General features: G+C 70.0%; 22 protein-coding genes, 1 tRNA gene and 1 riboswitch. Of the genes, 9 read left to right on the top strand and 14 right to left on the bottom strand.

Translation table 11 applies throughout. The annotated features are described in order from the left end of the window. Positions 1–203: 203 nt before the first annotated feature. Positions 204–590, bottom strand: coding sequence for a PPOX class F420-dependent oxidoreductase (locus OG819_RS32015; RefSeq protein WP_266418196.1), 387 nt, complete (start codon positions 588–590; stop codon positions 204–206). Between the two features lie 44 nt (positions 591–634). Further along, the gene (locus tag OG819_RS32010; protein ID WP_266652038.1) at positions 635–1,273 is read right to left on the bottom strand and encodes an HAD family acid phosphatase; all 639 of its coding nucleotides are present in this window, start codon (positions 1,271–1,273) and stop codon (positions 635–637) included. Between the two features lie 223 nt (positions 1,274–1,496). On the opposite strand from OG819_RS32010, the gene OG819_RS32005 reads away from it, so the two are divergent. Next, positions 1,497–2,843: an NAD(P)/FAD-dependent oxidoreductase gene (locus OG819_RS32005; RefSeq protein ID WP_266621882.1), complete on the top strand. Its 1,347-nt coding sequence runs from the start codon at positions 1,497–1,499 to the stop codon at positions 2,841–2,843. A gap of 3 nt (positions 2,844–2,846) precedes the next feature. Here OG819_RS32005 and OG819_RS32000 read toward each other — a convergent pair whose 3' ends face one another. After that, positions 2,847–3,602, bottom strand: a complete 756-nt coding sequence (locus OG819_RS32000) for a type 1 glutamine amidotransferase domain-containing protein (RefSeq protein ID WP_266652036.1) — start codon at positions 3,600–3,602, stop codon at positions 2,847–2,849. Positions 3,603–3,821: 219 nt separating this feature from the next. On the opposite strand from OG819_RS32000, the gene OG819_RS31995 reads away from it, so the two are divergent. Next, entirely contained in the window at positions 3,822–5,201 is a 1,380-nt protein-coding gene (locus OG819_RS31995) for a S1 family peptidase (protein WP_266621886.1), read from the top strand. An 88-nt stretch (positions 5,202–5,289) separates the two neighbouring features. Here the strand turns inward: OG819_RS31995 and OG819_RS31990 are convergent, their stop codons facing one another. Both OG819_RS31990 and OG819_RS31985 read right to left on the bottom strand, forming a co-directional pair. Next, a complete protein-coding gene (locus OG819_RS31990) occupies positions 5,290–5,478 on the bottom strand; it encodes a hypothetical protein (protein ID WP_266579732.1) in 189 nt (62 codons plus the stop codon). A 103-nt stretch (positions 5,479–5,581) separates the two neighbouring features. Next, positions 5,582–6,754, bottom strand: coding sequence for an ROK family transcriptional regulator (locus OG819_RS31985; protein ID WP_266652034.1), 1,173 nt, complete (start codon positions 6,752–6,754; stop codon positions 5,582–5,584). A 184-nt stretch (positions 6,755–6,938) separates the two neighbouring features. On the opposite strand from OG819_RS31985, the gene OG819_RS31980 reads away from it, so the two are divergent. After that, positions 6,939–8,141, top strand: a complete 1,203-nt coding sequence (locus tag OG819_RS31980; RefSeq protein WP_266621890.1) for a Gfo/Idh/MocA family protein — start codon at positions 6,939–6,941, stop codon at positions 8,139–8,141. 28 nt (positions 8,142–8,169) lie between these two features. On the opposite strand, the gene OG819_RS31975 is transcribed toward OG819_RS31980, so the two are convergent. Continuing rightward, on the bottom strand, positions 8,170–8,865 hold the full coding sequence (locus OG819_RS31975) for a L,D-transpeptidase (protein WP_266422125.1): 696 nt from the start codon (positions 8,863–8,865) through the stop codon (positions 8,170–8,172). Positions 8,866–9,046: 181 nt separating this feature from the next. Here OG819_RS31975 and OG819_RS31970 point away from each other — a divergent pair, with 181 nt between their 5' ends. Then, positions 9,047–10,465 (top strand): pyridoxal-dependent decarboxylase, encoded by a 1,419-nt coding sequence (locus OG819_RS31970; protein ID WP_266652032.1) that lies wholly within the window; start codon positions 9,047–9,049, stop codon positions 10,463–10,465. On the opposite strand, the gene OG819_RS31965 is transcribed toward OG819_RS31970, so the two are convergent. Continuing rightward, complete coding sequence (locus OG819_RS31965) at positions 10,431–11,207, bottom strand: SDR family NAD(P)-dependent oxidoreductase (protein ID WP_266652030.1); 777 nt, start codon at positions 11,205–11,207, stop codon at positions 10,431–10,433. The two genes, OG819_RS31970 and OG819_RS31965, sit on opposite strands and share 35 nt — an antisense overlap. Before the next feature lie 18 nt (positions 11,208–11,225). On the opposite strand from OG819_RS31965, the gene OG819_RS31960 reads away from it, so the two are divergent. Continuing rightward, entirely contained in the window at positions 11,226–11,762 is a 537-nt protein-coding gene (locus tag OG819_RS31960) for a hypothetical protein (RefSeq protein ID WP_266652028.1), read from the top strand. 2 nt (positions 11,763–11,764) lie between these two features. Here the strand turns inward: OG819_RS31960 and OG819_RS31955 are convergent, their stop codons facing one another. The 3 genes from OG819_RS31955 to OG819_RS31945 all read right to left on the bottom strand — a co-directional run bounded on the left by OG819_RS31955 (position 11,765) and on the right by OG819_RS31945 (position 14,519). Further along, a complete protein-coding gene (locus tag OG819_RS31955; protein WP_266652026.1) occupies positions 11,765–12,679 on the bottom strand; it encodes an SDR family oxidoreductase in 915 nt (304 codons plus the stop codon). Between the two features lie 125 nt (positions 12,680–12,804). After that, complete coding sequence (locus tag OG819_RS31950) at positions 12,805–13,434, bottom strand: MBL fold metallo-hydrolase (RefSeq protein WP_266418172.1); 630 nt, start codon at positions 13,432–13,434, stop codon at positions 12,805–12,807. Further along, positions 13,434–14,519, bottom strand: coding sequence for an S-(hydroxymethyl)mycothiol dehydrogenase (locus OG819_RS31945; protein WP_266418170.1), 1,086 nt, complete (start codon positions 14,517–14,519; stop codon positions 13,434–13,436). The genes OG819_RS31950 and OG819_RS31945 overlap by 1 nt, the downstream gene beginning before the upstream one ends. Positions 14,520–14,837: 318 nt before the next feature. On the opposite strand from OG819_RS31945, the gene OG819_RS31940 reads away from it, so the two are divergent. Next, positions 14,838–14,911 (top strand) — tRNA-Met (locus OG819_RS31940). 295 nt (positions 14,912–15,206) lie between these two features. Here OG819_RS31940 and OG819_RS31935 read toward each other — a convergent pair. Together OG819_RS31935 and chvE are read right to left on the bottom strand one after the other, a co-directional pair. Continuing rightward, positions 15,207–16,016, bottom strand: a complete 810-nt coding sequence (locus tag OG819_RS31935) for a hypothetical protein (RefSeq protein WP_266621896.1) — start codon at positions 16,014–16,016, stop codon at positions 15,207–15,209. Positions 16,017–16,529: 513 nt separating this feature from the next. Next, the gene (gene chvE / locus OG819_RS31930; RefSeq protein ID WP_266621899.1) at positions 16,530–17,618 is read right to left on the bottom strand and encodes a multiple monosaccharide ABC transporter substrate-binding protein; all 1,089 of its coding nucleotides are present in this window, start codon (positions 17,616–17,618) and stop codon (positions 16,530–16,532) included. Between the two features lie 873 nt (positions 17,619–18,491). Between chvE and OG819_RS31925 the strand changes: the two genes are divergently transcribed. Beyond that, on the top strand, positions 18,492–20,246 hold the full coding sequence (locus OG819_RS31925; protein ID WP_266621901.1) for an ABC transporter ATP-binding protein: 1,755 nt from the start codon (positions 18,492–18,494) through the stop codon (positions 20,244–20,246). A gap of 147 nt (positions 20,247–20,393) precedes the next feature. On the opposite strand, the gene OG819_RS31920 is transcribed toward OG819_RS31925, so the two are convergent. Next, positions 20,394–20,690 (bottom strand): hypothetical protein, encoded by a 297-nt coding sequence (locus OG819_RS31920; protein WP_266652024.1) that lies wholly within the window; start codon positions 20,688–20,690, stop codon positions 20,394–20,396. Between the two features lie 172 nt (positions 20,691–20,862). Here OG819_RS31920 and OG819_RS31915 point away from each other — a divergent pair, with 172 nt between their 5' ends. Then, on the top strand, positions 20,863–21,228 hold the full coding sequence (locus OG819_RS31915) for a nuclear transport factor 2 family protein (protein WP_266418162.1): 366 nt from the start codon (positions 20,863–20,865) through the stop codon (positions 21,226–21,228). A gap of 24 nt (positions 21,229–21,252) precedes the next feature. Here the strand turns inward: OG819_RS31915 and OG819_RS31910 are convergent, their stop codons facing one another. Beyond that, the gene (locus OG819_RS31910; RefSeq protein WP_266652022.1) at positions 21,253–21,852 is read right to left on the bottom strand and encodes a MarR family transcriptional regulator; all 600 of its coding nucleotides are present in this window, start codon (positions 21,850–21,852) and stop codon (positions 21,253–21,255) included. A 220-nt stretch (positions 21,853–22,072) separates the two neighbouring features. Then, a riboswitch (ZMP/ZTP riboswitch) is annotated at positions 22,073–22,159 on the top strand. 23 nt (positions 22,160–22,182) lie between these two features. On the opposite strand from OG819_RS31910, the gene OG819_RS31905 reads away from it, so the two are divergent. Beyond that, complete coding sequence (locus OG819_RS31905; RefSeq protein ID WP_266621908.1) at positions 22,183–23,034, top strand: bifunctional 5,10-methylenetetrahydrofolate dehydrogenase/5,10-methenyltetrahydrofolate cyclohydrolase; 852 nt, start codon at positions 22,183–22,185, stop codon at positions 23,032–23,034. Positions 23,035–23,066 lie beyond the last annotated feature (32 nt).

Below are 23,066 nucleotides of genomic sequence, written 5' to 3'. Positions count from 1 at the left end.
GCGTGTGCACCACGTGCACCACGTGCACCACGTGCACCACGTGCACCACGTGCACCAAGGGGATCGCTCATGAGGAGGACGTGCGTGCCCGGAGTACCGGGCCGCCCGGCCCTCGCGTCGGCCGCGGGGGCCTCTCTCGTTCCGGCCGGGCCCGGCGCCGCTCACCACGTGATCGCGCGGTCACACAGGACGCGGCCGCACGATCACGTGGTGAGGGAGATCCGAATCCCGACCGTGCCGCTCTCGCCGCGCCGCAGACGGCTGCCGAAGAGGGTGAGGCGGCCGAGGATGCCGTACTTGCCGGCGATCAGCTGTCGGTAGCGCGCGGAGCCGGCCTGGTCGAGGATCTCCGCCGTGGCCGGGACCGGCTCGCCGGTCGGCTTGCCCCGCGCGTCGCACGGGCCCACCAGGACGTCGGCCCGGTTGCGGATCCGCTTCACCTTCCAGGAGTCCGCGCTGGTCCAGGCGCCGAGCGCCGCACCGTCCCGGACCACCCACACGGGCGTCGCCACTCCCGTACCGTTCTTGCGATAGCTCGTGATCAGCAGGAACTTGCCCGAACCGAGCGTGTCCAGCGTCGTCTCGTCCATGCGGGGAGTCTAGGCAGTCACGGCCGGGAGTCCAGGGCGCCCGTTCAGGACAGCTGGCCGTCGTAGTCCGGCAGCTTGAAGGTGCGCTCGGCGTGGCCGCCGACGAGGTCGGAGTCGTTGTTGCCGACGTTGGCGATGATCGTGTAGCCGAGCGACTCGATCTCCGCGCGCTTGCTGGTCTTGTAGGCGCTGACCTCGTCGAACAGATCGGGCAGGTCGCGCGTGTAGAGACCGGAGACCGGGTAGCCGACGGTCGTCAGGTTCCACTGCGTCAAGGACGAGATGATGCCCGGGCGCGCGCTGATGAAGAAGATGTCGACACCGCGGGAGCGCGCGTAGCGGGCGAGGTCGAGCGAGGGCTTGACCGCCGGGGTCGGCAGTTCGTACCAGGGGTGGAAGTCCGTCTCCAGCGTGGTGTTGTCGATGTCGAAGATGAGGGCCAGCTTCTGCCCGGCGGCGTTCGCGGTGCGCTGCTCGACGTAGGGCCGTGCCTGGTCGATGACCGCCTTGACGTCGTTCTGCCAGGTGGCGTAGTCGACCGGGGCCGTCGTCACCGTCGCGGTCACCGCCGTCTGGGCCGGAGCCGCGGCGGCGGTCCCCGCAGCGGTGACCGTCCCCCCGATGCCCAGCGCCACGACCGCCGAGACCGCGCCGATCCGGCGCCCCACACCGCGTCCTGTCATGCCCGTCCCCTTTTCACGTCGGAGCGGCGAGGTGCCTCGACCTTCGCCGCTGGACAGATGATCGTGCCTAAGGATGTACGAAAAGGGAAGACGAAGTTACTGATCGGTAGAAGATCTCGTGGCCGCCCCCTCCTGCGTGAGGTGGCACCCAGGGTCATCCCGTGTGACCCTGGGTGCCACCGGCGGCGGGCCGCAATATCGGCCCACGAAGGAGGCAGCTCGGATGGATGCACCGAACATCGTGATCGTCGGCGGCGGGTTCGCCGGTGTCGAATGCGCACGCGGGCTCGAGCACGCGCTTCAGCCGGGTGACGCCCGGATCACCCTGGTCAGCCCCACCGACTACCAGCTCTACCTGCCTCTGCTGCCGCACGTCGCCGCCGGTGTCGTCACCCCGCAGTCCGTGGCCCCCTCGCTGCGCCGGATCCTGCGCCGCACGACGTTTCTGCCGGGCGGGGTGGTCGGCGTGGATCCCGCGTCCAAGAGGTGCGTCGTACGCAAGATCACAGGAGAGTTCGTCGACCTGTCGTACGACTACTTGCTGCTCACCCCGGGCAGCGTGACCCGCACCTTCGACATCCCCGGCCTCCTCGACGAGGCGCGCGGGATGAAGACGCTCGCCCAGGCCGTGTATCTGCGCGACCACGTGATCGCGCAACTCGACCTGGCGGCGGCCACCTCGGACGAGGACGAGCGGGCGGCGCGACTGCAGTTCGTGGTGGTCGGCGGCGGTTACGCGGGCGCCGAGACCGCGGCCTGTCTGCAGCGCCTGACCACCGCCGCGTCGAAGCGCTATCACCCGCGCCTCGATCCCGCGCTCATCAAGTGGCACCTGGTGGACGTCGCTCCCAAGCTGCTCCCGGAGCTCGGTGACAAGCTCGGGGCGAGTGCGATGCGTCTGCTGAGCAAGCGCGGACTGCATATCTCCCTCGAGACGACCGTCGCCTCGGTCACGGAAGGCAAGATCACTCTCACGGACGGCCGGGTCCTGCCGTCGCGGACGCTGGTGTGGACGGCCGGTGTCGCGGCGAGTCCGCTGGTCGACTCGCTGGGCGCGGAGACCGTACGCGGCCGGGTCCTCGTCGAGCCGAATTTCAAGGTGCCGGGCCTGGACGGGGTCTTCGCCCTGGGCGACGCGGCCGCCGTACCCGACCTGGCCAGGGCCGACGGTTCGTACTGCCCGCCGACCGCCCAGCACGCCGCCCGGCAGGGCCGGCACGCGGCGAAGAACCTGGCGGCGCTGCTGCGGGGGCAGCCCATGACGCCGTACAAGCACAAGGACCTCGGTCTGGTCGTCGACCTCGGCGGCCACGACGCGGTGTCCAAGCCGCTCGGTATCGGTCTCAGGGGCGTGCCCGCGCAGGTCGTGGCCCGTGGATACCACCTGTACGCGCTGCGCACGGGCACGGCCCGGTTCCGTACGGGCGTCAACTGGTTCCTCAACGCGGTCGCGGGCGACGACTTCGTGCGCACCGGCTTCCTCGCCGACCGCAAGGGGACCCTGCGGGAATTCGAGCACACCGACAGGTACCTGAGTCCGCAGGAGGTCGCCGCCCGACTGAGCCGTTAGGCATCACTCGGCCGTGCCACCCAGCAGAGCGAGGTAGCGGCGGGCGAAGAGGTAGGCGTCACCGGGCCAGCGGGCCGAGAGGTAGCGGCCGTCCTCGACGACGAACGCGTCCGTGTCGTCGGTGGCGGTGCCGCGCCGGGTGAGGGTGCGGGGGCCGCGTACGAACTGCGTGTCCGGGTCGGAGAGGGCTGCCCTGACCTCGTCCTCGACGTACGCCGCATAGGTGCGGTAGTAGCGGCCCAGGCGCCAGGCGGTGGTGAAGTAGGCCGTGCGTTCCATGTACTTGGGCAGGCAGGTCGTGCGTCGGTCGGCCAGGACACCCCGGCCGGTGGTGAGGTCTCGGGCGCGCGCGAGCACCAGGACGCCGTGGCAGATCGCGCCGACAGGCCGTTCGAGGGCCCAGAAGCGGGCGATCTGCTGGTGCAGTGCCGTGGAGCCGAGGTACTGCCGCATGCCGGGCGCGTGTCCGCCGGGCAGCAGCAGGCCGTCGTACTCCACGACGTCGGCCTCGGCCCAGGAGACGGTGCTGGTGAACTCCGGTGACCCGGTCAGCTGCTCGTAGAAACGCCGGGGCTCCTCGGCGGCGCCCAGTTGTCCGAAGAGCACCCCTGTCAGCAGCCGTGGGTCCGCCGCCGGCCGGGTGCCCGCGTGCTCGGTGGCGAGCACGACCTCGTGCCCCGCATCGGTGAGGATCCGCCAGGGAACGGCCACCTCGGTGACGTCGAAGTCGCGGTCGGGGACCGGCATCAGCACGCGCATGCGCCCATCATGGCAGGCCTCGAATCACCGGCCCGGCGGTGCCGAACAAAGGGGACGAACCGGCGGAAGTGGTCGTGTTCGGCGGAGCGGTCGGCAATCCCTGAACCGGAGAACGGCCGAGGGTGAACGCGAGGGCACGGGCGCGCGTATGGAAGGAGGGCTCACGACCGGAGCCCCGGCGGCGTCGACGCCGCACCGTACGGCTTCGGGAGCCCATGCATGAGGCACGCACGACGACGGATCGTCCGACGGGGGGCGCGGCTCGCGGCCGTCGGCGGGGTCCTCTGCGGAGGGTTGATGGTGACGCACGCCATGGCGAGCGAGCCGTCCGCCGCGTCACGTGCCCCGCAGAGCGCCACTCTGGCCGCCGCGGGCAAGGGCGCGGGTCTGGTGTCGACCCTGGGCGCCTCGCGTACGGCGGGCAGTTGGATCGCCGCCGACGGGCGCCCCGTGGTCGCGGTGACCGACTCGGCCGCGGCGGCCGAGGTGAAGAACGCAGGCGCACGCCCCAAGGTCGTGAGCCACAGCATGGAGGACCTCAAGTCCGTGACGAAGGCGCTCAAGGCGGCGCCACGGGTCGCGGGCACCGCCTGGGCCATGGACTATGTCAACAACGAGGTGGTGGTGCGGGCCGATCGCACCGTCTCCGCCGCCGACTGGTCCCGGATGAAGAAGCTCGCCGAGAGCATGGGCAGTTCGGTCCGCATGGAGCGGACCGAGGGCACGTTCACCACGCGGCTCAACGCCGCCCTGCCGATGTTCTCGACCGGCGGGCGCTGTTCGGCGGGCTACAACGTGACCAACGGGCGCAACGAGTTCATCCTGACGGCCGGGCACTGCGGGCCGGCCGGCTCCGTCTGGTTCGGCGACAACCAGGGCACCAAGCAGCTGGGTCAGACGATCACCACGGCGTTCCCCGGCAGTGACTTCTCCCTCATCCAGTACAACAACGGTGAGAACGACACCGGGAACAACGTCGTCTCGATCGGCGGCGGCAAGGGCGTCCAGATCATCGGCACCGCCGATGCGACGGTCGGCCAGCGGGTCTTCCGCAGCGGCAGTACCAGTGGACTCCACGACGGTCAGGTGAAGGCTCTCAACGCGACGGTCAACTACCCCGAGGGCACCGTGACCGGTCTGATCGAGACCAATGTGTGCGCCGAACCGGGCGACAGCGGCGGGCCGTTGTTCTCCGAGGGCATCGCGCTCGGTGTGACCTCGGGGGGCAACGGGGACTGCACCGCGGGCGGTACGACGTTCTTCCAGCCGATCACCAAGGCCCTCACGGCACTTGGGGTGAAACTGACCGGACCGGGGGCCGCGGCCCAGGGCGCGGCGGGCTCCACCGCCCAGTCCTCCTCCGCGCCCGCGGCCTCGCAGGGCACGGCGGCCGTGCCGGGATCCGCCGCACCGGGCTCGGTCCAGGCAGTGGGGGGCACCTCCGAGTCGCTCCTGGCCCGCCTCACGGACCCGCAGAACATCGGCCCGGGGCTGCTGGTCATCGCCGGCAGCATCATCGCGCTGGTCGCCACGCGTTACATCCGTACGGAACAGGACCGCAACCGCTATCGGCGGCAGTACTCGCAGAGTTGGGGCTGAGGCCGCAGCGGCGGACGGGGAACGGGGCCGAGACTCGGAGAGGAGTCAGGCCCCGTTCGTCACGGGCTCGCGGGGCGGCCGAGCGAGATCAGGCCGCCTGTGTGGGCGACTGGGGGGCGGCTTCCGCCCACTCCAGCACGAGCCGCTGGTACTCCCGGCGCTCCTCCATGCTCAGCGTCCCACCTGCCCGGAACCAGAGGGCCCGGATCTCCTCGTTGACATCGGCGGCGGACCGCACGGAGTCGGTTCCAGGAGTGGTGGACATGGTGTGAAGCATACGGGCCTTGGCGTGAAGGCGATGTGAGTAAAGGTGCACCTCGCGACATTACGGACCGTGAACCTGATCACTCGTCCGACGTGGGATCACCCTTCGCACCTGCTCACCGTCCCTCCCCCGCACCGAGCACCAGCACCTGGATGGCCAGCACCGCGGCCCCGCGCGCCCAGTCGTGGAAGTCGGAGACCTTCGTCTCCAGATTGACCGGATCGGCCTGTGGGTGGCGGTGTGTGAGGATCGTCTCCTCCACGACCGGGCCCGCCACGTCGACGAGGCCGACCCCCTCTCCGGCGAGCAGGATCTTCTGCGGCATGGCGAAGTTGGCGATCTGCGCCACGAGGGTGCCCAGGGCGCGGGCCGCCTCGTCGAGGACGCGGGCCGGCAGGGGGTCACCCGCCGCGGCACGGGCGAGGATCTCCTCGTACGTCAGGTCCTCGCCGGTGGCGGCGCGGACCTGGTAGCGGATGCTGGGGATGCCCAGGAGGGAGATGGCGCTGCCGCGTTCCCCTTCGGGAGTGAGGGGGCCGTACGGGTTCACGAGCCAGCGGCGGGCCGCGCCCCGCCCGTCCTCCGCGCAGGCGACCCGGCTGCCGCCGAGAACGAGGCCGTAGCCGATTCCGGCGCCGATGGTGAGGACCGCGAAGCGGTCGAGTCCGCGGCCGGCGCCGAACCAGCTCTCGGCCTCCACGAGGGCGGCGACGTCGTTCTCGACGACCACGGGCAACCCGGTGCGCAGTCCCACGAGTTCGGCCAGCGGGACGTCCGTCCAGCCGAGGAAGGCCGACTCGGCGACGACCGATCGTTTCTCGACACGGCCGCCGACTCCGATGCCGATTCCGGCCGGCCCGGGAAAGGCGCGGGCGAACCCGTCGGCCATCTCCGCCAACAGGTCGGCGACTTCGGCCGGGTCGTGGGTGACGAGCGGGCGGTCATGACGCGCCACGATGTCGCTGCGCAACGTGGTGACGACGCCGTAGACCATGTCCTCGGTGATCTTGAATCCGATGAAGGAGCGGGACTCGGCCACGACGTCCAGCGGCCGTGAGGGACGCCCCTGCCGTACCTCCGCGCCCTCCCCCTCCCCCGACTCGGCGGCCTCGATCAGCAGCCCGGACTCGATCAGCGGTTTGGTCAGCCGGGTGAGACTGCCCACCGACAGGTTCAGGCGGCGGGCGATCTCGCTGCGCGACAGCGGTCCGCACACAAGCACCTCGATCGCCACCGCGCGCTCACCCGGACTCAGTGGCAGCCAGCTGGCGGCGGCATGTGTGGTCATGAGGGTCGGACTCCCGCAAGGTTTTATTCTGCCTCAGAAGTAATGGCGTCATTCTATGGCCCTGCAGCCTGCAGGAAGAGATGCACGCAGGGCCCTTGACGCCTTGATTGTTCCGCATCAAAAGTAAATGGGGCCAGGACGAGCCCGACCCGTGAAGTCTCCACCAGTGAAGGATGTTGCTCAGATGACGTTCTCTCTCGGCATCGTCGGCGCCGGCCAGTTCTCCGGCCAGTTCGCGAAGCTGTTTCTCGCCCACCCCGGCGTCGGCGATGTCCACGTCACCGATCTGCTCCCCGAGCGGGCGGACGAACTGGCGGCCGCCGAAGGGCTGTCGGGCACCTTCCCCTCGTACGAGGCGATGCTGGAGTCGAAGGCGGTGGACGCCGTCGCGATCTTCACCCAGCGCTGGACCCATGGGCCGCTGGTGCTCCAGGGGCTCCGGGCGGGCAAGCATGTGTACTCCGCGGTGCCGATGGCCATCACCCGGGACGAGATCGCGGCGATCATCGACGCGGTACGGGCGACCGGACTGACGTACATGATGGGCGAGACCAGCCAGTACAACCCGGCGACGGTGCACGCCCGCAACCAGATCGCCGAGGGCGCCTTCGGGCGGCTGTTCTACGCCGAGGGCGACTACGTCCATGACATGGATCTCGGGTTCTACGAGGCCTACCGGTACAGCGGCGGCGAGAACTGGAAGGCGACCGCCAGCTATCCCCCGCTCCTGTACCCGACGCACTCGGTGGGCGGGGTGCTCGGCGCCTGGCGGACGCACGCGGTGAGCGTGTCGGCGATCGGGGTGCGCGACGAGCGCGGGGACGGGGTGTTCGACAAGGAGGTCAGCCAGTTCGGCAATGACTTCTCCAACGCGACCGCGCTGTTCGAGGTGGCGGGCGGCGGCTCGTTCCGTACGAACGAGTTCCGGCGGGTCGGCTATCCCTCGCACATCCGGGAGTCGCGTTTCCGGTTCTTCGGGACCGACGCCAGCATGGAACAGCTCGCGACGGTGAGCTTCTGGCAGGACAAGAAGGGGGTGCGGGACATCACGGAGCTCCTCGAGCCCAAGCCGACGCTGGCGCCGGACGATCCCTCGCTCCAGCACATCGCGCCGGCGCTGCGGGCCGCGTTCACGTCGGGGTCGGCGCCCGTGCACGACCGGGCGCGGCTCCCCCGGGAGTTCGAGCACCTGCACAACGGTCACGAGGGCAGCCACCACTTCCTGGTGGACGACTTCGTGACCGCGGTCAACACCCGGACGCTGCCGTCGGTGAACGCGTGGGTCGCGGCCCGCTACACCCTGCCGGGCATCGTCGCGCACGAGTCAGCGCGGCAGGGTGGGGTCAGGCTGGAGATCCCGGACTTCGGGGACGCGCCCGAGGCGTGATGACGTCCCCGGGCGCGGCCGGGTGCCGTCAGGTGCCCGGCTTGCGGCCGTAGACGAAGACGTCGTCGCCGTTCTTCAGCAGCGACCAGTACTTCTTGGCGGTGGTCGTGGTCATGTTGACACAACCGTGTGAGCCGGGCGGGTTCCACATGCTCAGGCCGACCGAGTGGAAGGCCTGGCCGCCGTCGAAGAACTGGCTGTAGGGCATGGGCACGTTGTAGATGGTCGAGACGTGGTCGATGTCCCGCCAGTAGATCTTCTTCAGACCGGTGCGGGTCTCATAGCCGTCGCGTCCCGTGCGGACCGGCACCGGACCGTAGACGAGCCTGCTGCCGTCCTGGATCCAGCTGAGCTGGAGGGTCAGGTTGACGCAGGCGATGCGGCCCTTGTTGACGGGGCACTTGCCGTCCTTGTTGGGCTTGTTGCCGACGGCCTTCTGCTTGTTCATCAGGTCCATCACGCCCCAGGTGACGGACCCGGCGTAGCCCGCGTTCGGGGTGATGCCGTGCTTGGTCTGGAAGGCCTGGATCGCCTTGCAGTCGGCGGTGGACTGCCGGCCGTCGACCGGTCGGCCAAGGAACTTCTCCACCTGCTTCTGGTACGGGCCGGTCTGTGTCGTACAGCTCGCGGCCTGCGCGGGCGCCGTGCCCAGCGCGAGCGTCAGCGGCGCGACCAGTCCGGCGATGCCCAGAGCGACGGCTCCCCGTCTGCGTATGTGCCCCATGTCAGGCCCTTCTGTCTGCGTGTTCACCGGTGTTTCCCTCGTTGTCCGCCTGCTAGACCCGCGTCGGGGCACAGGCGTTGTACGGCTGTCCGGTCTGCGACGAAACGGTGACATTGGGGGCAGTCCACTTACCCCGAATTGGACCAGGCTCCGGGTGCGCCGCCCGACCTAGGCTGCCGCCATGCATCGCACACTCGCCGACGATCTCTCCCGGCTTCCCGAGCTCCTGCAGTCCGCCCGTGACTTCGCCGCCGGGGAGGTGGGCGGACTCGACGGGCGTCCTGTCGCCGACCCCGGCAAGGTGCCCGACCCCGAGCCGCTGCCGGCCGAAGGGCGCGGCGCGCAGGGCGCGCTGAGCCGGTTCACCGAGCGCTGGGCGCCCGGGTTCTCCGGCTCCGCGGGCCCGCGCTACCTCGGTTTCGTCACCGGCGGCGCGACGCCCGCCTCGCTCACCGGGGACTGGCTGACCGGCGCGTACGACCAGAACGTGTCCGGCGGCGACGGGTCGTCGGCGAGCGCGCTGGAGCGGGAGACGGTGGGCTGGCTGCGCGAGCTGTTCGGACTGGGCGAGGCGCACAGCGGGGCGTTCGTGACCGGCGCGACCGTCTCGAACACGGTCGGTCTGGCGATCGCGCGGGAGTGGCTGGGCGAGCGGCTGGGCGTGTCCGTGTCACGAGAAGGTGCCGCCGCGCTCGGACCGGTCGACGTGCTGTCCGGCTCCCCGCACTCCAGCGTCACCAAGGCGCTGTCCGTGCTGGGCATCGGCCGGGACCGGCTGCGTACGGTGCCGGTGCTGTCCGGGAACCGCGAGGCCGTCGACGTCGAACGCCTGGCCGCCGCCCTCGACGGGCTCGACGGGCGTCCGGCGGTCGTCGTGGCGAACGCCGGAACCGTGAACACCGTCGACTTCGACGATCTGCGGGCCATCGCCGCGCTCAAGGAGCGGTATGACTTCTGGTTGCACGTGGACGCGGCGTTCGGCGGCTTCGCCGCGCTGTCACCGTCGTACGCGCATCTCGTCGACGGGCTCGACGCGGCCGACTCCGTCTGTGTCGACCTGCACAAGTGGCTCAACGTCCCCTACGACGCTGCCGTGCAGTTCACGCGCCGCCAGGACCTCCAGGTCCGGGTCTTCCACAACGAGTCCCCGTACCTGGGCCTGCCGGCCGGCGACCCCGACTTCCTGCACCTCACGCCGGAGAACTCGCGCCGGTTGCGGGCGCTCCCGGCGTGGTTCTCCCTGATGGCGTACGGACGCGAGGGGCATCGCGAGATCGTCGAGCGGAACATCGCGCTCGCCCGGTTGCTGGGCGAACACATCACGGACGTACCGGAGTTGCGGCTCCTGGCGCCCGTCCGGCTCAACGTCGTCTGCTTCACCCTCGCGGACGAGCCCACGCGGGAGCGGGTGCACGCGCTGGCGGCGGCGGTCGCGGCCTCGGGCGAGGCCTACGTGACGCCGACCGTGTACGCGGGGACTCAGGGGCTGCGGGCCGCCTTCAGCAACTGGCGTACGACCAAGGCCGACACCGAGAGGGTGTTCTCCGTCCTGCGGTCGGCCGCCCTCACGGCCTCACCGCGCTCCGGAAACCCGTGTTGACCGCGGTGAGGCCTCCGTCCACGCACAGCGTGGTCCCGGTGATCCACGCCGCGTCCCGGGAGGCGAGGAAGGCGACGGCGGCCGCGATGTCGTCCGGCTCACCGACCCGTCCGAGCGGATAGATCCCCGACGCCTGGGCGAGATCGTCGTCGCGGCCCTCCCACGCCGGGGTGCGGACCGTGCCCGGCGCGACCAGGTTGACCCGTACCCCACGGGGTGCCGCGTGCCCGGCAAGGGTGCGCGTGAGGGACATGAGGCCCGCCTTGGCCGCGCTGTAGGCATGGTTGCCGAAGTCCTGGAGGCCGTTCACCGAGCCGATGTTGACGATGGCGCCCCGGCCCGAGGCCACCAGGTGCGGGAGGGCCGCGCGGCAGCAGCGGTACGCGCCGGTCAGGGTGAGGTCGAGGTCGCGGTCCCACACCTCGTCCGGCTCGTCCTCGAAGAGCGGGGCGTCGGGAGAGCACCCGTACGCGTTGTTGACCAGGACGTCGAGCGAGCCGAAGGAGTCCACGGCGTGCGCGACGGCCGCCTCCACCATCGCCCTGTCCCCCACGTCACACACCAACTCCTCGGCGCGCGCCCCCAGTTCACGGATCGAGGCGGCCGTCTTCGCCGCCTCGGCCGGATCCACGTCCGTGACGAGCACCTGAGCGCCCTCCTCGGCCAGCCGACGGGCGGTGGCCGCGCCGATGCCGCGGGCCGCGCCCGTGATCAGAACTCCGTATCCCTCGAATCGCCTCATGACGGATACCGTGCGCTCATGTCCGCGTTCATACAACAACTTCCGGCGCTGATCGGCGTGGTCATCGGTGCCCTCGGCTCGTATCTGGCGATCGTGCGGGGCGATCGGGCCCGCTTCCAACGGGAGCGGACGGCCCGGTGGGAGGAACGGCGGCTCGCGGTGTACGCCGACTACGCGCGGTCGCTGAAGAAGAGCGTCACTCTGACTTACCGGGTGGCGTCATACCTGGGCAATGACCCGCACCCTCACCCCTTGTCCCCGGAGGAGGCCGTGCCGCTGCTGGCCGAGGCCACCGTCGCGCGGGATCCGTCCGGGGAGGCGCTGATCCTCCTGGGCAGTCCGCAGGTGGTCGAGCGGGCCCGGACGTGGGTGGTCGGGGTGATGGAGATGGAGCAGTTCCTGCGCGAGGGGACGCGTGACCCGCAGGCGTGGCAGGCCCTGTTGGAGCGGCAGCGCGCCGGACGCGAGGGCTACTACGCGGCCGTGCGGGACGATCTGGCGCTGCCCCCGGGCCACTCCGCGCGCTGGCCGCTGCAACCGGTGAGTCCCACCTGAGCTCACCGGTACCCCGTCACATCCGCCGGCCTGCCCGCGTCCTGGACCTCGACGAGATAGCGCCAGGCATCCGGCCTGCTGCCGTCGCGGTCGGTGAAGCCGTACTCCTGGGCGAGTTGCCCGCTGGAGAGGGACCGGCCGTTCCAGCGCGCGACGTCCGGGTCGGCGGCCAGCGCGGCCACGGCACGGCCGACGTAGGAGGGCGTCTCGGAGATGGCGAAGTGCGGGACGCGCTCGAGGGCGTCCCGCCAGTTCTCCTCGCTCACGTCGAAGGTGTCGAGCATCATCTCCGAGCGCAGCCAGCCGGGGGTGAGCGCGAGCGCGGTGGCGCCGCGCGGGCCGAGTTCGTGGCCCAGGGAGAACGCCATGCGCAGGACGGACGCCTTGGCGAGGTCGTAGAAGAAGGAGACGCGGTAGGTGTCGTGGTTGTACTCGGCGGTGCCGTCGGTCATCTCGACGACGAGGCCGCCGGGGGTGCGCAGCAGCAGGGGCAGTGCGTGATGGCTGGTGATCGCGTGCGTCTCGACGGCCCGGCGCAGCAGCGCGAGGCCCTGGTCGAGGTCGGTGTCCCAGAGCGGGGTGTCCCACTCGAAGTCCTTCTCGCCGCCCCAGATGTCATTGACGAGGAGGTCGAGGCGGCCCTGTTCGTCCGCGATGCGGGCGACCAGGGCCTCGACCTCGGCGGGGACCAGATGGTCGGTGCGCACCGCGATGCCGACGCCTCCGGCCGCGGTGACCAGGTCCGCCGTGTCCTCGATCGTCTCGGGGCGGTCGTACTCCGAACGTCGCTCGCGCGTGCTGCGTCCGGTGACGTACACGGTGGCACCGGCCGCGCCGAGTTCCACCGCGATGCCCCGGCCCGCTCCGCGGGTCGCGCCCGCGACCAGCGCGACCCTGCCGTCCAACGGCCCTGCCATGTCCGACCTCCGTGCTCGTGGCGTTCACGGGCCGCCTTCGCCCGTGTGTCCCCACGAGAGTCCCGCGGAAGCCGGACATCTCCTGTCGTGATTCGCCGGTGTGTCGCGGTGGTCCCGCTTCCCGCTCAGTGGCCGCGCGCGATCCACTCCTCCAGGTGCGGGGCCTCGGCACCGATCGTGGTCGAGTCCCCGTGCCCGGTGCGGACGACCGTGTCGGCCGGGAGGGTGAGCAGACGCTCGCGGATCGACTCGACGATCGTCGGGAAGTGGGAGAAGGAGCGCCCGGTCGCTCCGGGCCCGCCCTGGAAGAGCGTGTCGCCGGTGAAGACGGTGCCCAGCCCCGGGTCGTAGAGGCAGACCGCGCCCGGGGCGTGGCCGGGCGTGTGCAGGACGGTCAGGTCGGCGCCGGCCGCCTCGATCACCTGTCCGTCCTGCAGCCAGGCGTCGGGGAGCCGGTCGGGGTGGGTCTGCTTCCACAGCTGCAGATCGTCGGGGTGGAGCCAGATCGTGGCGCCGGTCCGCTCGGCGAGGGCGGGCGCGGCGTCGATGTGGTCGTTGTGCGCGTGGGTGCACACGATGGCCAGCAGCCGCCGGTCGCCCACCGCCTCGGCGATGGCGTCGGCGTCGTGCGCGGCGTCGATGACGATCGCCTCGTGATCGTCACCGACGATCCACACGTTGTTCTCGACGTCCCAGGTGCCGCCGTCGAGCGAGAACGTGCCCGAGGTGACGAGGTGTTCGACCCTGGCTCCCATCACAGCACCACCACCGAACGCAGCACGTCACCGTGGTGCATCCGCTCGAAGGCGGCCTCGATCCCGTCCAGGGCGATCGTCTCGGTCACGAACGCGCCCAGGTCCAGTCGCCCCTGGAGGTGCAGGTCGATGAGCATCGGGAAGTCGCGGGACGGCAGGCAGTCGCCGTACCAGGACGACTTGAGGGCGCCGCCGCGTCCGAAGACGTCGATCAGGGGCAGTTCGAGCTTCATCTCGGGGGTGGGTACGCCGACGAGGACGACCGTGCCGGCGAGGTCGCGGGCGTAGAAGGCCTGCTTGTACGTCTCCGGGCGGCCGACCGCGTCGATGACGACGTCGGCCCCGAAGCCGCCGGTGAGTTCCTGGATCGCCTCGACGGGGTCGGTCGAGCTGGAGTTGACGGTGTGGGTCGCGCCGAGCTTCGACGCGGTGGTGAGCTTCCGGTCGTCGATGTCGACGGCGATGATCTTCGCCGCTCCGGCCAGCCGGGCTCCGGCGATCGCCGCGTTGCCGACGCCACCGCAGCCGATGACGGCGACGGAGTCCCCGCGGCCGACGTTGCCTGTGTTGATGGCGGCACCGATGCCGGCCATCACGCCGCAGCCGAGCAGCCCGGCGACCGCCGGGGAGACCGCGGGGTCGACCTTGGTGCACTGTCCGGCGGCGACCAGGGTCTTCTCCGCGAAGGCTCCGATGCCCAGGGCCGGGGACAGTTCGGTGCCGTCCTTGAGCGTCATCTTCTGCTTGGCGTTGTGCGTGTTGAAGCAGTACCAGGGCCGCCCGCGCAGACAGGCGCGGCACTGCCCGCACACCGCACGCCAGTTGAGGATCACGAAGTCGCCGGGAGCCACGTCCGTGACACCGTCGCCGACCGACTCCACGATCCCGGACGCCTCGTGGCCGAGCAGGAAGGGGAAGTCGTCGTTGATGCCGCCCTGCTTGTAGTGCAGGTCGGTGTGGCAGACCCCGCACGCCTGGATCTTCACGACGGCCTCTCCAGGCCCCGGATCCGGCACGACGATGGTCTCGACGCGCACCGGTTCGTTCTTGCCCGGGGCGATCACGCCACGTACTTCCTGCGCCATGGTGGTGAACCCTTCCGTAGATCGACGTTCGTCAACCGACCCTACGGTGTGACCCGCCGGTAACCGACCGGTAGAACGCCAGGTGGCGTGCGGGCGCCTCGGTCCAGGTGCGCCTGAGGAAGTCGGATGGCAGGGCTCGGGCGGTCAGGACCAGGGTGAGAGGTCCGGAGGCGGGACGGAGACCGCGCACAGCGGGGAGACGCTCGGGGATGCCGTACCGAGCAGGCGGTCACGGGCCGGCCGCCGGCCCGCCTCTGCGGCCGGCGTCCGATCGTGGTCTCGAGGCCCGAATAATTGGCGTAGGGTAAAGGCATCCGACGCGGGGTGGAGCAGCTCGGTAGCTCGCTGGGCTCATAACCCAGAGGTCGCAGGTTCAAATCCTGTCCCCGCTACTGATGTGTGAGGGGTCGGCACCATGGTGCCGACCCCTCTTTTCGACCCGCTCGGCCGGAGTCAGCGGCGTGTCGGCGAGACGGGTGAGACACGCGCGCAGCGAGAGCCCCTCCGCGGCAACTACGGCGGCTAGTGCCGCGACAGACAACGTTCGCCCCGTCGCGACGCCCGGCACGCCCTCTCGCCGCACCGGCCGAAAGCCCAAGTACGTCCAGTACGAGGACTTCCGGCCGGCACGCCGAGAGCACGCACCGGACGCCGCTCCTTGCCGGGCAAACGTTGCCTGCCACGGCACTAGGACCTGTCGTCGTCGAATCCACCCGGGTCACGTGCGACGCGTAGGACCAGTCGGCTGGAGGTGTGCCGACGGAAGGCGCCTCCCAGTTGAAACCCCTGCTGCTGCACGGTGGCCGCCAGCCCTGGCGTGAATCCGAAGTCCTTGGTCGACTCCAGGACTGCCGAGGCCTGCGCCATCGTGTCGTCCACCAGCGTCCTCACCATGTCGCGAATCACCGGCTCGGTCGCCAGGAGGGGGTGCGCCAACGGATCGGCTTCCTCGTCCCGCTGCACCGGGCCGACACTCTGCCACCGATACGTGGCATGAGCATGCGTCTTCCAGGAAAGGGCGGTCTCCGCCGTTCCCTGACCAAGGGGAATGCCCGTATCCGTCACAAGGGGCAGTCCCAACGCCAGGCGTAGCTCATGCTCGCTGACAGCGTCCGCGGCTTCGATCTCGATGAAACCGGCACCGGCCGACCGAAGGAGGACCGTCAGCTCCTCCACCCGGGCGCGGAGCAGATGACTATGGACATCGTGCAGAGGGTAGTAGCTGTCGTGTTGGTGCGGATGGGCCGCGTAGACCGCTCCGCTCACCGGGTGTCCGACTGGGAACGTGAAGACCCTCGCCGCCTGCACCGTGACCAGGGTGATACCGAGAGCTCGTCTGCGACGCCATTGCCAGCCGGCGATGGTAAAGCCGACGACCGGCACCAGTGCCGAGACGCCGGCAACCGCCCAGTCCGTTCCGGTCATGTCCTTCAAGGAACTGCCCGCGTCAACGGCCAACAACGTGCGGCGCTCGTACGGGACTTCATCCAGGTTCATCTGATCCCCCTCGGGTGGGGGTCTCAGCGCGCCGGCTGGTGACGTCTCTCCCCGCCCTGTCCGAACATAGCGGGGTCGTCGGCCGATTGGCACGAGCGCATGAGAGAGGCTTCACGCCCTGGGCGCACGCCGTCGGAGCACGCCGGTGGCGGCCGCGGCGTACATGTGGACGGCGCAGCGGCTCCCTTGCCGCGATGCCGCCTGGTGGGCGAAAGACATGGTGCGCCCACGTATCCGCCCCTCCAGGGGCCGCATCCGGAGCGGATCGCGCCGCATGCGCCCGAGGTCCTGCCCACCTGGTGTGGCTCGACGGCCGACGCGTGCCCGGGAGGGCACACCGCGCGACGACGCCCGCCGGCACGACGTGCTCGCCTCCCGCTCCGGCGGACGCCAACCCGTTCGGATCTATGCCCCACCCGGCCATCGAGTTCATCACGACCGAGGGCCTCACCGAACAGTAGAGCCGCCGGATGACGGGGGCTCTACTCGTACCGTTCCGCCGGTGTCGTACGGCTACTTGAGCTCGGCGTCGGTGTAGTAGCCGGTCGCGACCAGAACGCTGTCGTAGTTGGTCTTGTCGACGCTGATGGGCTGCAGCAGGTAGGCGGGCACGACCTTGGCACCGTTGTCATAGGTCCTGGTGTCGTTGAGCTGCGGCTTCCTGCCGTTGAGCACGTCGTCGACCATGCTCGCGGCGACCTCGGCGAGCTGGCGGCTGTCCTTGTAGACGGTCTGCGACTGCTGACCCGCGATGATCGACTTCACCGAGGCCAGTTCGGCGTCCTGCCCCGTGATGACCGGAAGGGGCTTGCTGACGGACCCGTAGTTGTACGCCCTAAGCGCTGCCAGGACGCCGATGGAGATGCCGTCGTACGGCGACAGGACCGCGTCGACCGTCCTGCTCTTGTACGTCGTGGCGAGGATGGAGTTCATGCGCTTCTGCGCGGTGGCGCCGTCCCAGCGCAGGGTCGTGATCTGCTTGAGCGCGGTCTGACCGGACTGGACGACCAGCTGCTTGCTGTCCAGGAACGGCTGCAGGAGGTGCAACGCGCCGCTGAAGAAGTACTTGGTGTTGTTGTCGTCGGCGGAGCCGGCGAACAGCTCGATGTTGAACGGGCCCTTGCCCTTCTCCAGGCCGAGCTGGTCGATGATGTAGCGGGCCTGGAGCCGGCCGACCTGCTCGTTGTCGAAGGAGGCGTAGTAGGTCACGTTCTTGGTGCCGAGGATGAGCCGGTCGTAGGAGATCACCGGGATCTTGGCGTCGGCCGCCTGCTGGAGCACTTTGGTCAGCGACGTGTTGTCGATGGCCGCGATGATCAGTGCACTGACGCCCTGCGTGATCAGGTTCTCGATCTGGGAGACCTGGGTTGCCGGCTCGTTCTCGCCGTAGACCAGCTTGGCCTTGTACCCATTGCCCTGCAGGTTCTTCACGATGCTCTTGCCGTCGGTGATCCAGCGCTCGGAGGCCTGGGTCGGCATGGCGATGCCGATGGTGCCGCCCTTGGAGCTGCCCGTGCTGCTCTCGCCGCCGCAGGCGGACAGGGTGAGGGCGGAGGAGGCAGCTCCGACAATGGCGGCGAGGACGGTTCTGCGGTTGTGCATGGTGATCGTTCCTTGTTCTTCTCGTCGTCGAGAAAGGTGACGGCGTATCTGATGTCTGTGGGGAAGTGGCGGTGGAGCGGGCCGGGCAGCCGGCGAGCGGGGCGAGCGCGAGCCGGCCGTGCTGTGCCGTGTCCAGGCTCAGGTACCCGCGGATGGTGACGTACGGGTGGATCTCGGCCGCCCTGGACAGCGTGACCTTCAGGTGGAGCGGTGCGCCGCGGCGGATCAGCTCGGCGACCTTGTGGATCCGCACATGGCCGCCGAGGTCGTCAGGGTCTTGGGTGCGCATCTCCACGGGAGTGAACTGCCCATGCATCTAGATGATGTGACGGCTGGTCAAGCCGTCGATCGCATGGGCGAGGTCGGTGCTCAGGAGCCTTGGTGCCTCACAGATCGCCGATGGGTGCGCCGGCCCGCCCCAGGCTTCCGGGTTTTGCCGACGCTCATGATCACGATCCCGTCGCCGACGAGTGTCTGAAAGTACGTCAGGTTGAGCGGCGACGTTACGTCCACGTGTGTACCGACTCCGGTGATGCGCAAAGAAGTTGCCTTTCAACCGTTCGAAATGTCGTCACACGTTCGGAACGATGGTGTGACTCTAAGTAGGCAGGGCTCGAAGTGTCAACGGGTCGAACAAGTACGGTTCCGTAAAGGCACTGGAGATTGCTCCGAAAACGCGACGTACTGCGAACCGGGCCCGGGCGAAGTACCGGTCCGCGTGCTCGACGACCGTCTGCCGGAACGGGACGGGCCCCGCTGACGCTCGCCATGGTCCGCGACGCGGACGCCCTGCGCAGCGGGCGACCCGTTCCCGTCCGGGGGCCGCGCCGACGTAGCCTGAACGCCCCGCACCGAACTCCCGCTAGGAGCACCGTGAGCATCGCTGAGCCGCACGCCGGACCGCCCGCCTGGCGGCTGCTTCTCGGGTACGTACGACCGCATCGATGGGCACTGCTGGCAGGCGCGTTGCTGGCGCTGACGACCGGCGCCACCGGCCTGGTGCTGCCGCTGGTGGCGCGGGGGCTCATCACCGACCTGTCGCACGACCGGCCGATCGGGCGGGCGCTCATCGGCATGGCGGCACTGGTGGTCACCAACGCCGCGGTGGGGGCCCTGGGTTCGTACGTACTGCGGCGTACCGCCGAGTCGGTGGTGCTCGGCGCGCGGCGCGCTCTTTCCTCGTATCTGCTGCGGCTGCGGATACCGGCGGTGGACCGCAGTGAACCGGGCGACCTGATGGCCCGTATTACCTCCGACACGACGCTGCTGCGCGAGGTCACCACCGATTCGCTCGTGGGCATCGGCACCGGTGGTCTCACCCTGGTGGCGACGGTGGTGATGATGGGCCTGGTCGACGTGGTGCTGCTCGGCGTCACTCTGGGGGTGATTTTGTGTGCGGGGACGGTGCTCGGCGTGATCGTGCCGCGCATCAACCGCGCCACCAAGCAGGCGCAGGACGCCGTGGGCGTGATGGGCGCCTCGCTGGAGCGGATCCTCGGCGCGCTGCGCACGGTCAAGGCGTCGGGTGCCGAGCACCGGGAGGAGCAGACCATCCACGCGGCGGCCGAGGAGTCATGGCGGCAGAGCGTACGGGCCGCCAAGTGGTCGGCGGCCGCGGGCAACACGGCCGGACTGGCGATGCAGATCGCCTTCATCACGGTCCTGGCGGTGGGCGGCGCGCGGGTCGCGACCGGCGCGATCGACGTCGGCACGCTGGTCGCCTTCCTCCTCTACGTCTTCTATCTCATGTCGCCGATCCAGCAGGTCGTCGGCGCGATCACCCAGTACCAGACCGGCGCCGCCGCGCTCGCCCGCATCCAGGAGGCGCTGCGGCTGCCCGCCGAACCGGACGCCCTGCCCGCGCCGCTGCCGGCCCCCGGCTCCACACCGGCCGCACTCGCCTTCGACGACGTCCGCTTCCGGTACGCCGACGACCTGCCGTACGTCCACCACGGCGTGACCTTCGCCGTCCCGGCCCGCGGCATGACCGCGTTCGTCGGCCCCTCCGGCGCGGGCAAGACCACCGTGTTCTCGTTGATCGAGCGGTTCTACGACCCCGAGGCGGGCGTCATCACGGTCGACGGCCGCCCGCTGGAGGAATGGGACCTGCCCCGGCTCCGGTCGGCCATCGGGTACGTGGAGCAGGACGCCCCGGTCCTGTCCGGCTCCCTGCGCGAGAACCTGCTCCTCGGCAATCCGGAGGCCGACGACGCCGACGTCACCCGTGTGCTGAAGACGACCCGGCTCGACGGGCTGGTCGCCCGGCTGCCGCGCGGCCTGGACACGCTCGTCGGGCACCGTGGCACGAGGCTGTCCGGCGGTGAACGCCAGCGCGTCGCGATCGCCCGCGCGCTGCTGCGCCACCCCCGCCTGCTGCTCCTGGACGAGGCGACCTCACAGCTCGACGCGGTGAACGAGGCCGCGCTGCGCGACACGGTCGCCGATGTGGCCCGTACGACCACGGTCCTGGTGGTCGCGCACCGGCTGTCCACCGTGACGATGGCCGACCGTATCGTCGTCATGGACGCGGGCCGCGTACGCGCCGTGGGCACCCATCGGGAACTGGTGGCCGGGGACCCCCTCTACGCGGAGCTGGCCGCGACCCAGTTCCTCGCGACGGCCGGCTGAGGCGGGCGGACCGTCGCGCGTTCTCCATACGAAGTTTCCTTCACTCGACCCCCGCCATGCACGCATGCCCCCGGCACGGGATGCCGGGGGCGGACACGGGCTGGGACACGCCCAGGCCTGATCCAGAAGACAGGCCTTAGGCCAGTGCTAGGCCTGGAGGCCCGGGAGGAGTCCGGTGACAGGGGCGACCAGGTCGGTGACCTGGTGCAACTGGTTGAGGTCGTTCAGGCGGTTGAGTCCGGCCAGCTGGTCGGCGACCCGCGGGATGTCGGCCTGGTGCTCCGCGGGGATGCCACTGGCGGCGAGCGCGTCGAGCTGGGTCATCGGGTTCAGCTTCCCCGCGGCCGGAGCCTCGGTGGCGGCCGCGGACGCCATCGGCGCGGCAAGGCCCGTGACGCCGACGGCGAGACCAACGGCGGCGACCATACGTCGTGTTGAGATCATGCTTGCAGCAACAGTCCCGGACGGCGCACGGTCACGGCTGTCCCCCGCTCCTCACCCGAGAGGCGCATCGCACCGGCTGGGCTTGCCGTGAACGGTGGGGCAGAGCACTCTCGGTAGAGAGGCCCTTCGCGGTCCCCTCGGTGGCGGACCGCGGCCTTCCAAGGAGGTCGACATGGGCACCATGGCAGGCCCCGCCTTCGACACCGAAGCGCTACGCCGGGGCATAGAAGGACACAATGCGGCGGATCTCCTGTCGCTCTACGCGGACGACGCGGAAATGACCATCGTCGACCGCAATACCCAGCCAAGTCACCCGATGGTCAAACACGGTCGACGCGAGATCGCCGAGATGCTCAACGACGTGTACAGCCGCGACATGACACACAAGTTGGAAGAGTGTGTCGTCCAGGGCGACCACGTCGCGTTCACCGAGTCCTGCCAGTACCCGGACGGCGTGCGGGTACTGGCCAGCTCGATGGTCTCGCTGCGCGACGGCAAGATCGTCGAACACACGCTGCTGCAGGCATGGGACGAGTAGGAAGGAACTGGCCGAAGGTCCAGATCAACTCTCGCCTGACCTGGACCTTCTCGGCGAAGGCCGCGATGGGCCGCTCGCGCCCGCAGCGGCGTCGGCTGCCACGACCAGTTTCCGCAGCAGGTCTGCGAGCGTCCGCTTCTCTGCTGGGGTCAGCACTGAGAGCAGTGCGTTCTCACCCCGGTCCTCCGACACCGCCTGCTGTTCGAATGCGGCGTATCCGGCATCGGTGAGCCGCACCTCCACGCGACGCCGGTCGGCCGTGTGGTGCGTACGCGCGATCAGCCCCACCCCTTCCAGCGGACCGAGCCGCGCCGACAGGGCGCCGCGGGTCAGCCCGAGCATGTCGGCGAGCTGCGAGGGGCTCGCCGCGTAGGGCGGCCCGAGTCTGCGCAGCATCAGCAGCACCTTGAACTGCCAGTGCTGCAGCCCGTCGGAGTCGAGCATGTCCCGGCGGGCCTGAGCCGCCCGCCGAGCCAGGATCGCGAGCCTGACGAAGATCTCCTCCTTGACCGGGTCCATCCAGTCGAGTTCCTTCGCCCAGACCGCGACGTGGCGGTCGACCGAGTCCGTCGCCGAGGCCTGCCCGTGCACGGCCTTCACCTCTCCCGCCTTCACGTCTTCCATGCGCCTCTCCGTAAACGGTTTTCTTGTGGATGGTTTTCCTGATGACTGATTTCGCTGCCCTGACGAACACCGCAGTTACCCTTGGCACGGCCGTATCGCGCGACGAACTCAGCGCCACAGCAAGGGAGTTGAGGATCTGCGGTCGCTGGGAACGTGCGGCGCTCCCACTCGACGCGGCCGCTGCCGCCGAGTCGGGCCGCTGATCGGACGGGCTACCCTGGTCGCGGGCCGTGACTGGCGCTGAGGTGGAATACCACCGGGGAGCGGCCTGACGAACGGGTCTTTGCCGCGCGCCTGGGCGATTGTGTCGGCGACGCTCAGGAGTAGCTCATGTCCCAGGCCCAGCTCATGGACGGCGCGGGTCTCGCGCGCCGCATCGTCGAGGAGACCGCCAAGCGCGCGGCCGAACTCACCGGGCGCACGGGGACGGCACCGTGTCTCGCGACGGTGCTGGTCGGCGAGGATCCCGCCTCGGTCACCTACGTCCGGATGAAGCAGAACCGCAGCCGCAAGGCCGGCATCGAGTCCCGGCACGTCGCCCTGCCCGCCGACACCACCACGGCCGAGCTGGTCGACACGCTCAAGGCTCTGTCGGGCGACCCGGCCGTGCACGGCATCCTGCTCCAGCACCCCGTCGGGCCGCACATCGACGAGCGCGCGGCGTTCGAGGCCATCGCGCCGGAGAAGGACGTCGACGGGGTGACGCTGAGCTCGTACTCGGCGATGAGCTTCGGGCTGCCGGGCTTCGTGTCCTGCACCCCGGGCGGCATCATGCGACTCCTCGACGAGTACGACGTCGACCCGGCCGGCAGGCGCGCCGTCGTGGTGGGGCGCAGCGCGATCCTCGGCAAGCCGGTCGGGATGCTGCTGCTCGGCCGCGACGCGACGGTGACCTACTGCCACTCGCGGACGACCGGTCTCTCCTCGGTCGTGCGCGAGGCGGACATCGTGGTGGCCGCCGTGGGCCGGCCCCGGCTGATCCGCGGCGAGGACATCAAGCCGGGAGCCGTCGTGATCGACGCGGGCTACAACCCCGGGAACGTCGGCGACGTCGACTTCGACACCGCCCGCGAGCGGGCCCGGTTGATCACGCCGGTGCCGGGCGGTGTCGGCCCGATGACGATCGCGGTCCTGCTGGAGCAGACCGTGACCGGGGCCGAGCGCCAACTCGGCCTCCGGTAGGGCGTTTCGACTTCGCTTGCGGCGTTTCGGGT

The sequence above is a fragment of the Streptomyces sp. NBC_01549 genome (assembly GCF_026339955.1).
Classification (GTDB): domain Bacteria; phylum Actinomycetota; class Actinomycetes; order Streptomycetales; family Streptomycetaceae; genus Streptomyces.
Note: the sequence above shows the minus strand (reverse complement) of the source record. Positions and strands in the feature narration are given on the sequence as shown.

Coding starts and splice junctions, on each gene's coding strand:
- OG819_RS31995 (WP_266621886.1), top strand. CDS start 3,822: ATGAGGCACGCACGACGACGGATCGTCCGACGGGGGGCGCGGCTCGCG.
- OG819_RS31990 (WP_266579732.1), bottom strand. CDS start 5,478: ATGCTTCACACCATGTCCACCACTCCTGGAACCGACTCCGTGCGGTCC.
- OG819_RS31945 (WP_266418170.1), bottom strand. CDS start 14,519: ATGGCGCAGGAAGTACGTGGCGTGATCGCCCCGGGCAAGAACGAACCG.
- OG819_RS31975 (WP_266422125.1), bottom strand. CDS start 8,865: ATGGGGCACATACGCAGACGGGGAGCCGTCGCTCTGGGCATCGCCGGA.
- OG819_RS31985 (WP_266652034.1), bottom strand. CDS start 6,754: ATGACCACACATGCCGCCGCCAGCTGGCTGCCACTGAGTCCGGGTGAG.
- OG819_RS32015 (WP_266418196.1), bottom strand. CDS start 590: ATGGACGAGACGACGCTGGACACGCTCGGTTCGGGCAAGTTCCTGCTG.
- OG819_RS31920 (WP_266652024.1), bottom strand. CDS start 20,690: ATGATCTCAACACGACGTATGGTCGCCGCCGTTGGTCTCGCCGTCGGC.
- OG819_RS31935 (WP_266621896.1), bottom strand. CDS start 16,016: ATGAACCTGGATGAAGTCCCGTACGAGCGCCGCACGTTGTTGGCCGTT.
- OG819_RS32005 (WP_266621882.1), top strand. CDS start 1,497: ATGGATGCACCGAACATCGTGATCGTCGGCGGCGGGTTCGCCGGTGTC.
- OG819_RS31905 (WP_266621908.1), top strand. CDS start 22,183: ATGTCCCAGGCCCAGCTCATGGACGGCGCGGGTCTCGCGCGCCGCATC.
- OG819_RS32010 (WP_266652038.1), bottom strand. CDS start 1,273: ATGACAGGACGCGGTGTGGGGCGCCGGATCGGCGCGGTCTCGGCGGTC.
- OG819_RS32000 (WP_266652036.1), bottom strand. CDS start 3,602: ATGCGCGTGCTGATGCCGGTCCCCGACCGCGACTTCGACGTCACCGAG.
- OG819_RS31960 (WP_266652028.1), top strand. CDS start 11,226: ATGTCCGCGTTCATACAACAACTTCCGGCGCTGATCGGCGTGGTCATC.
- OG819_RS31980 (WP_266621890.1), top strand. CDS start 6,939: ATGACGTTCTCTCTCGGCATCGTCGGCGCCGGCCAGTTCTCCGGCCAG.
- OG819_RS31910 (WP_266652022.1), bottom strand. CDS start 21,852: ATGGAAGACGTGAAGGCGGGAGAGGTGAAGGCCGTGCACGGGCAGGCC.
- OG819_RS31965 (WP_266652030.1), bottom strand. CDS start 11,207: ATGAGGCGATTCGAGGGATACGGAGTTCTGATCACGGGCGCGGCCCGC.
- OG819_RS31955 (WP_266652026.1), bottom strand. CDS start 12,679: ATGGCAGGGCCGTTGGACGGCAGGGTCGCGCTGGTCGCGGGCGCGACC.
- chvE (WP_266621899.1), bottom strand. CDS start 17,618: ATGCACAACCGCAGAACCGTCCTCGCCGCCATTGTCGGAGCTGCCTCC.
- OG819_RS31950 (WP_266418172.1), bottom strand. CDS start 13,434: ATGGGAGCCAGGGTCGAACACCTCGTCACCTCGGGCACGTTCTCGCTC.
- OG819_RS31970 (WP_266652032.1), top strand. CDS start 9,047: ATGCATCGCACACTCGCCGACGATCTCTCCCGGCTTCCCGAGCTCCTG.
- OG819_RS31915 (WP_266418162.1), top strand. CDS start 20,863: ATGGGCACCATGGCAGGCCCCGCCTTCGACACCGAAGCGCTACGCCGG.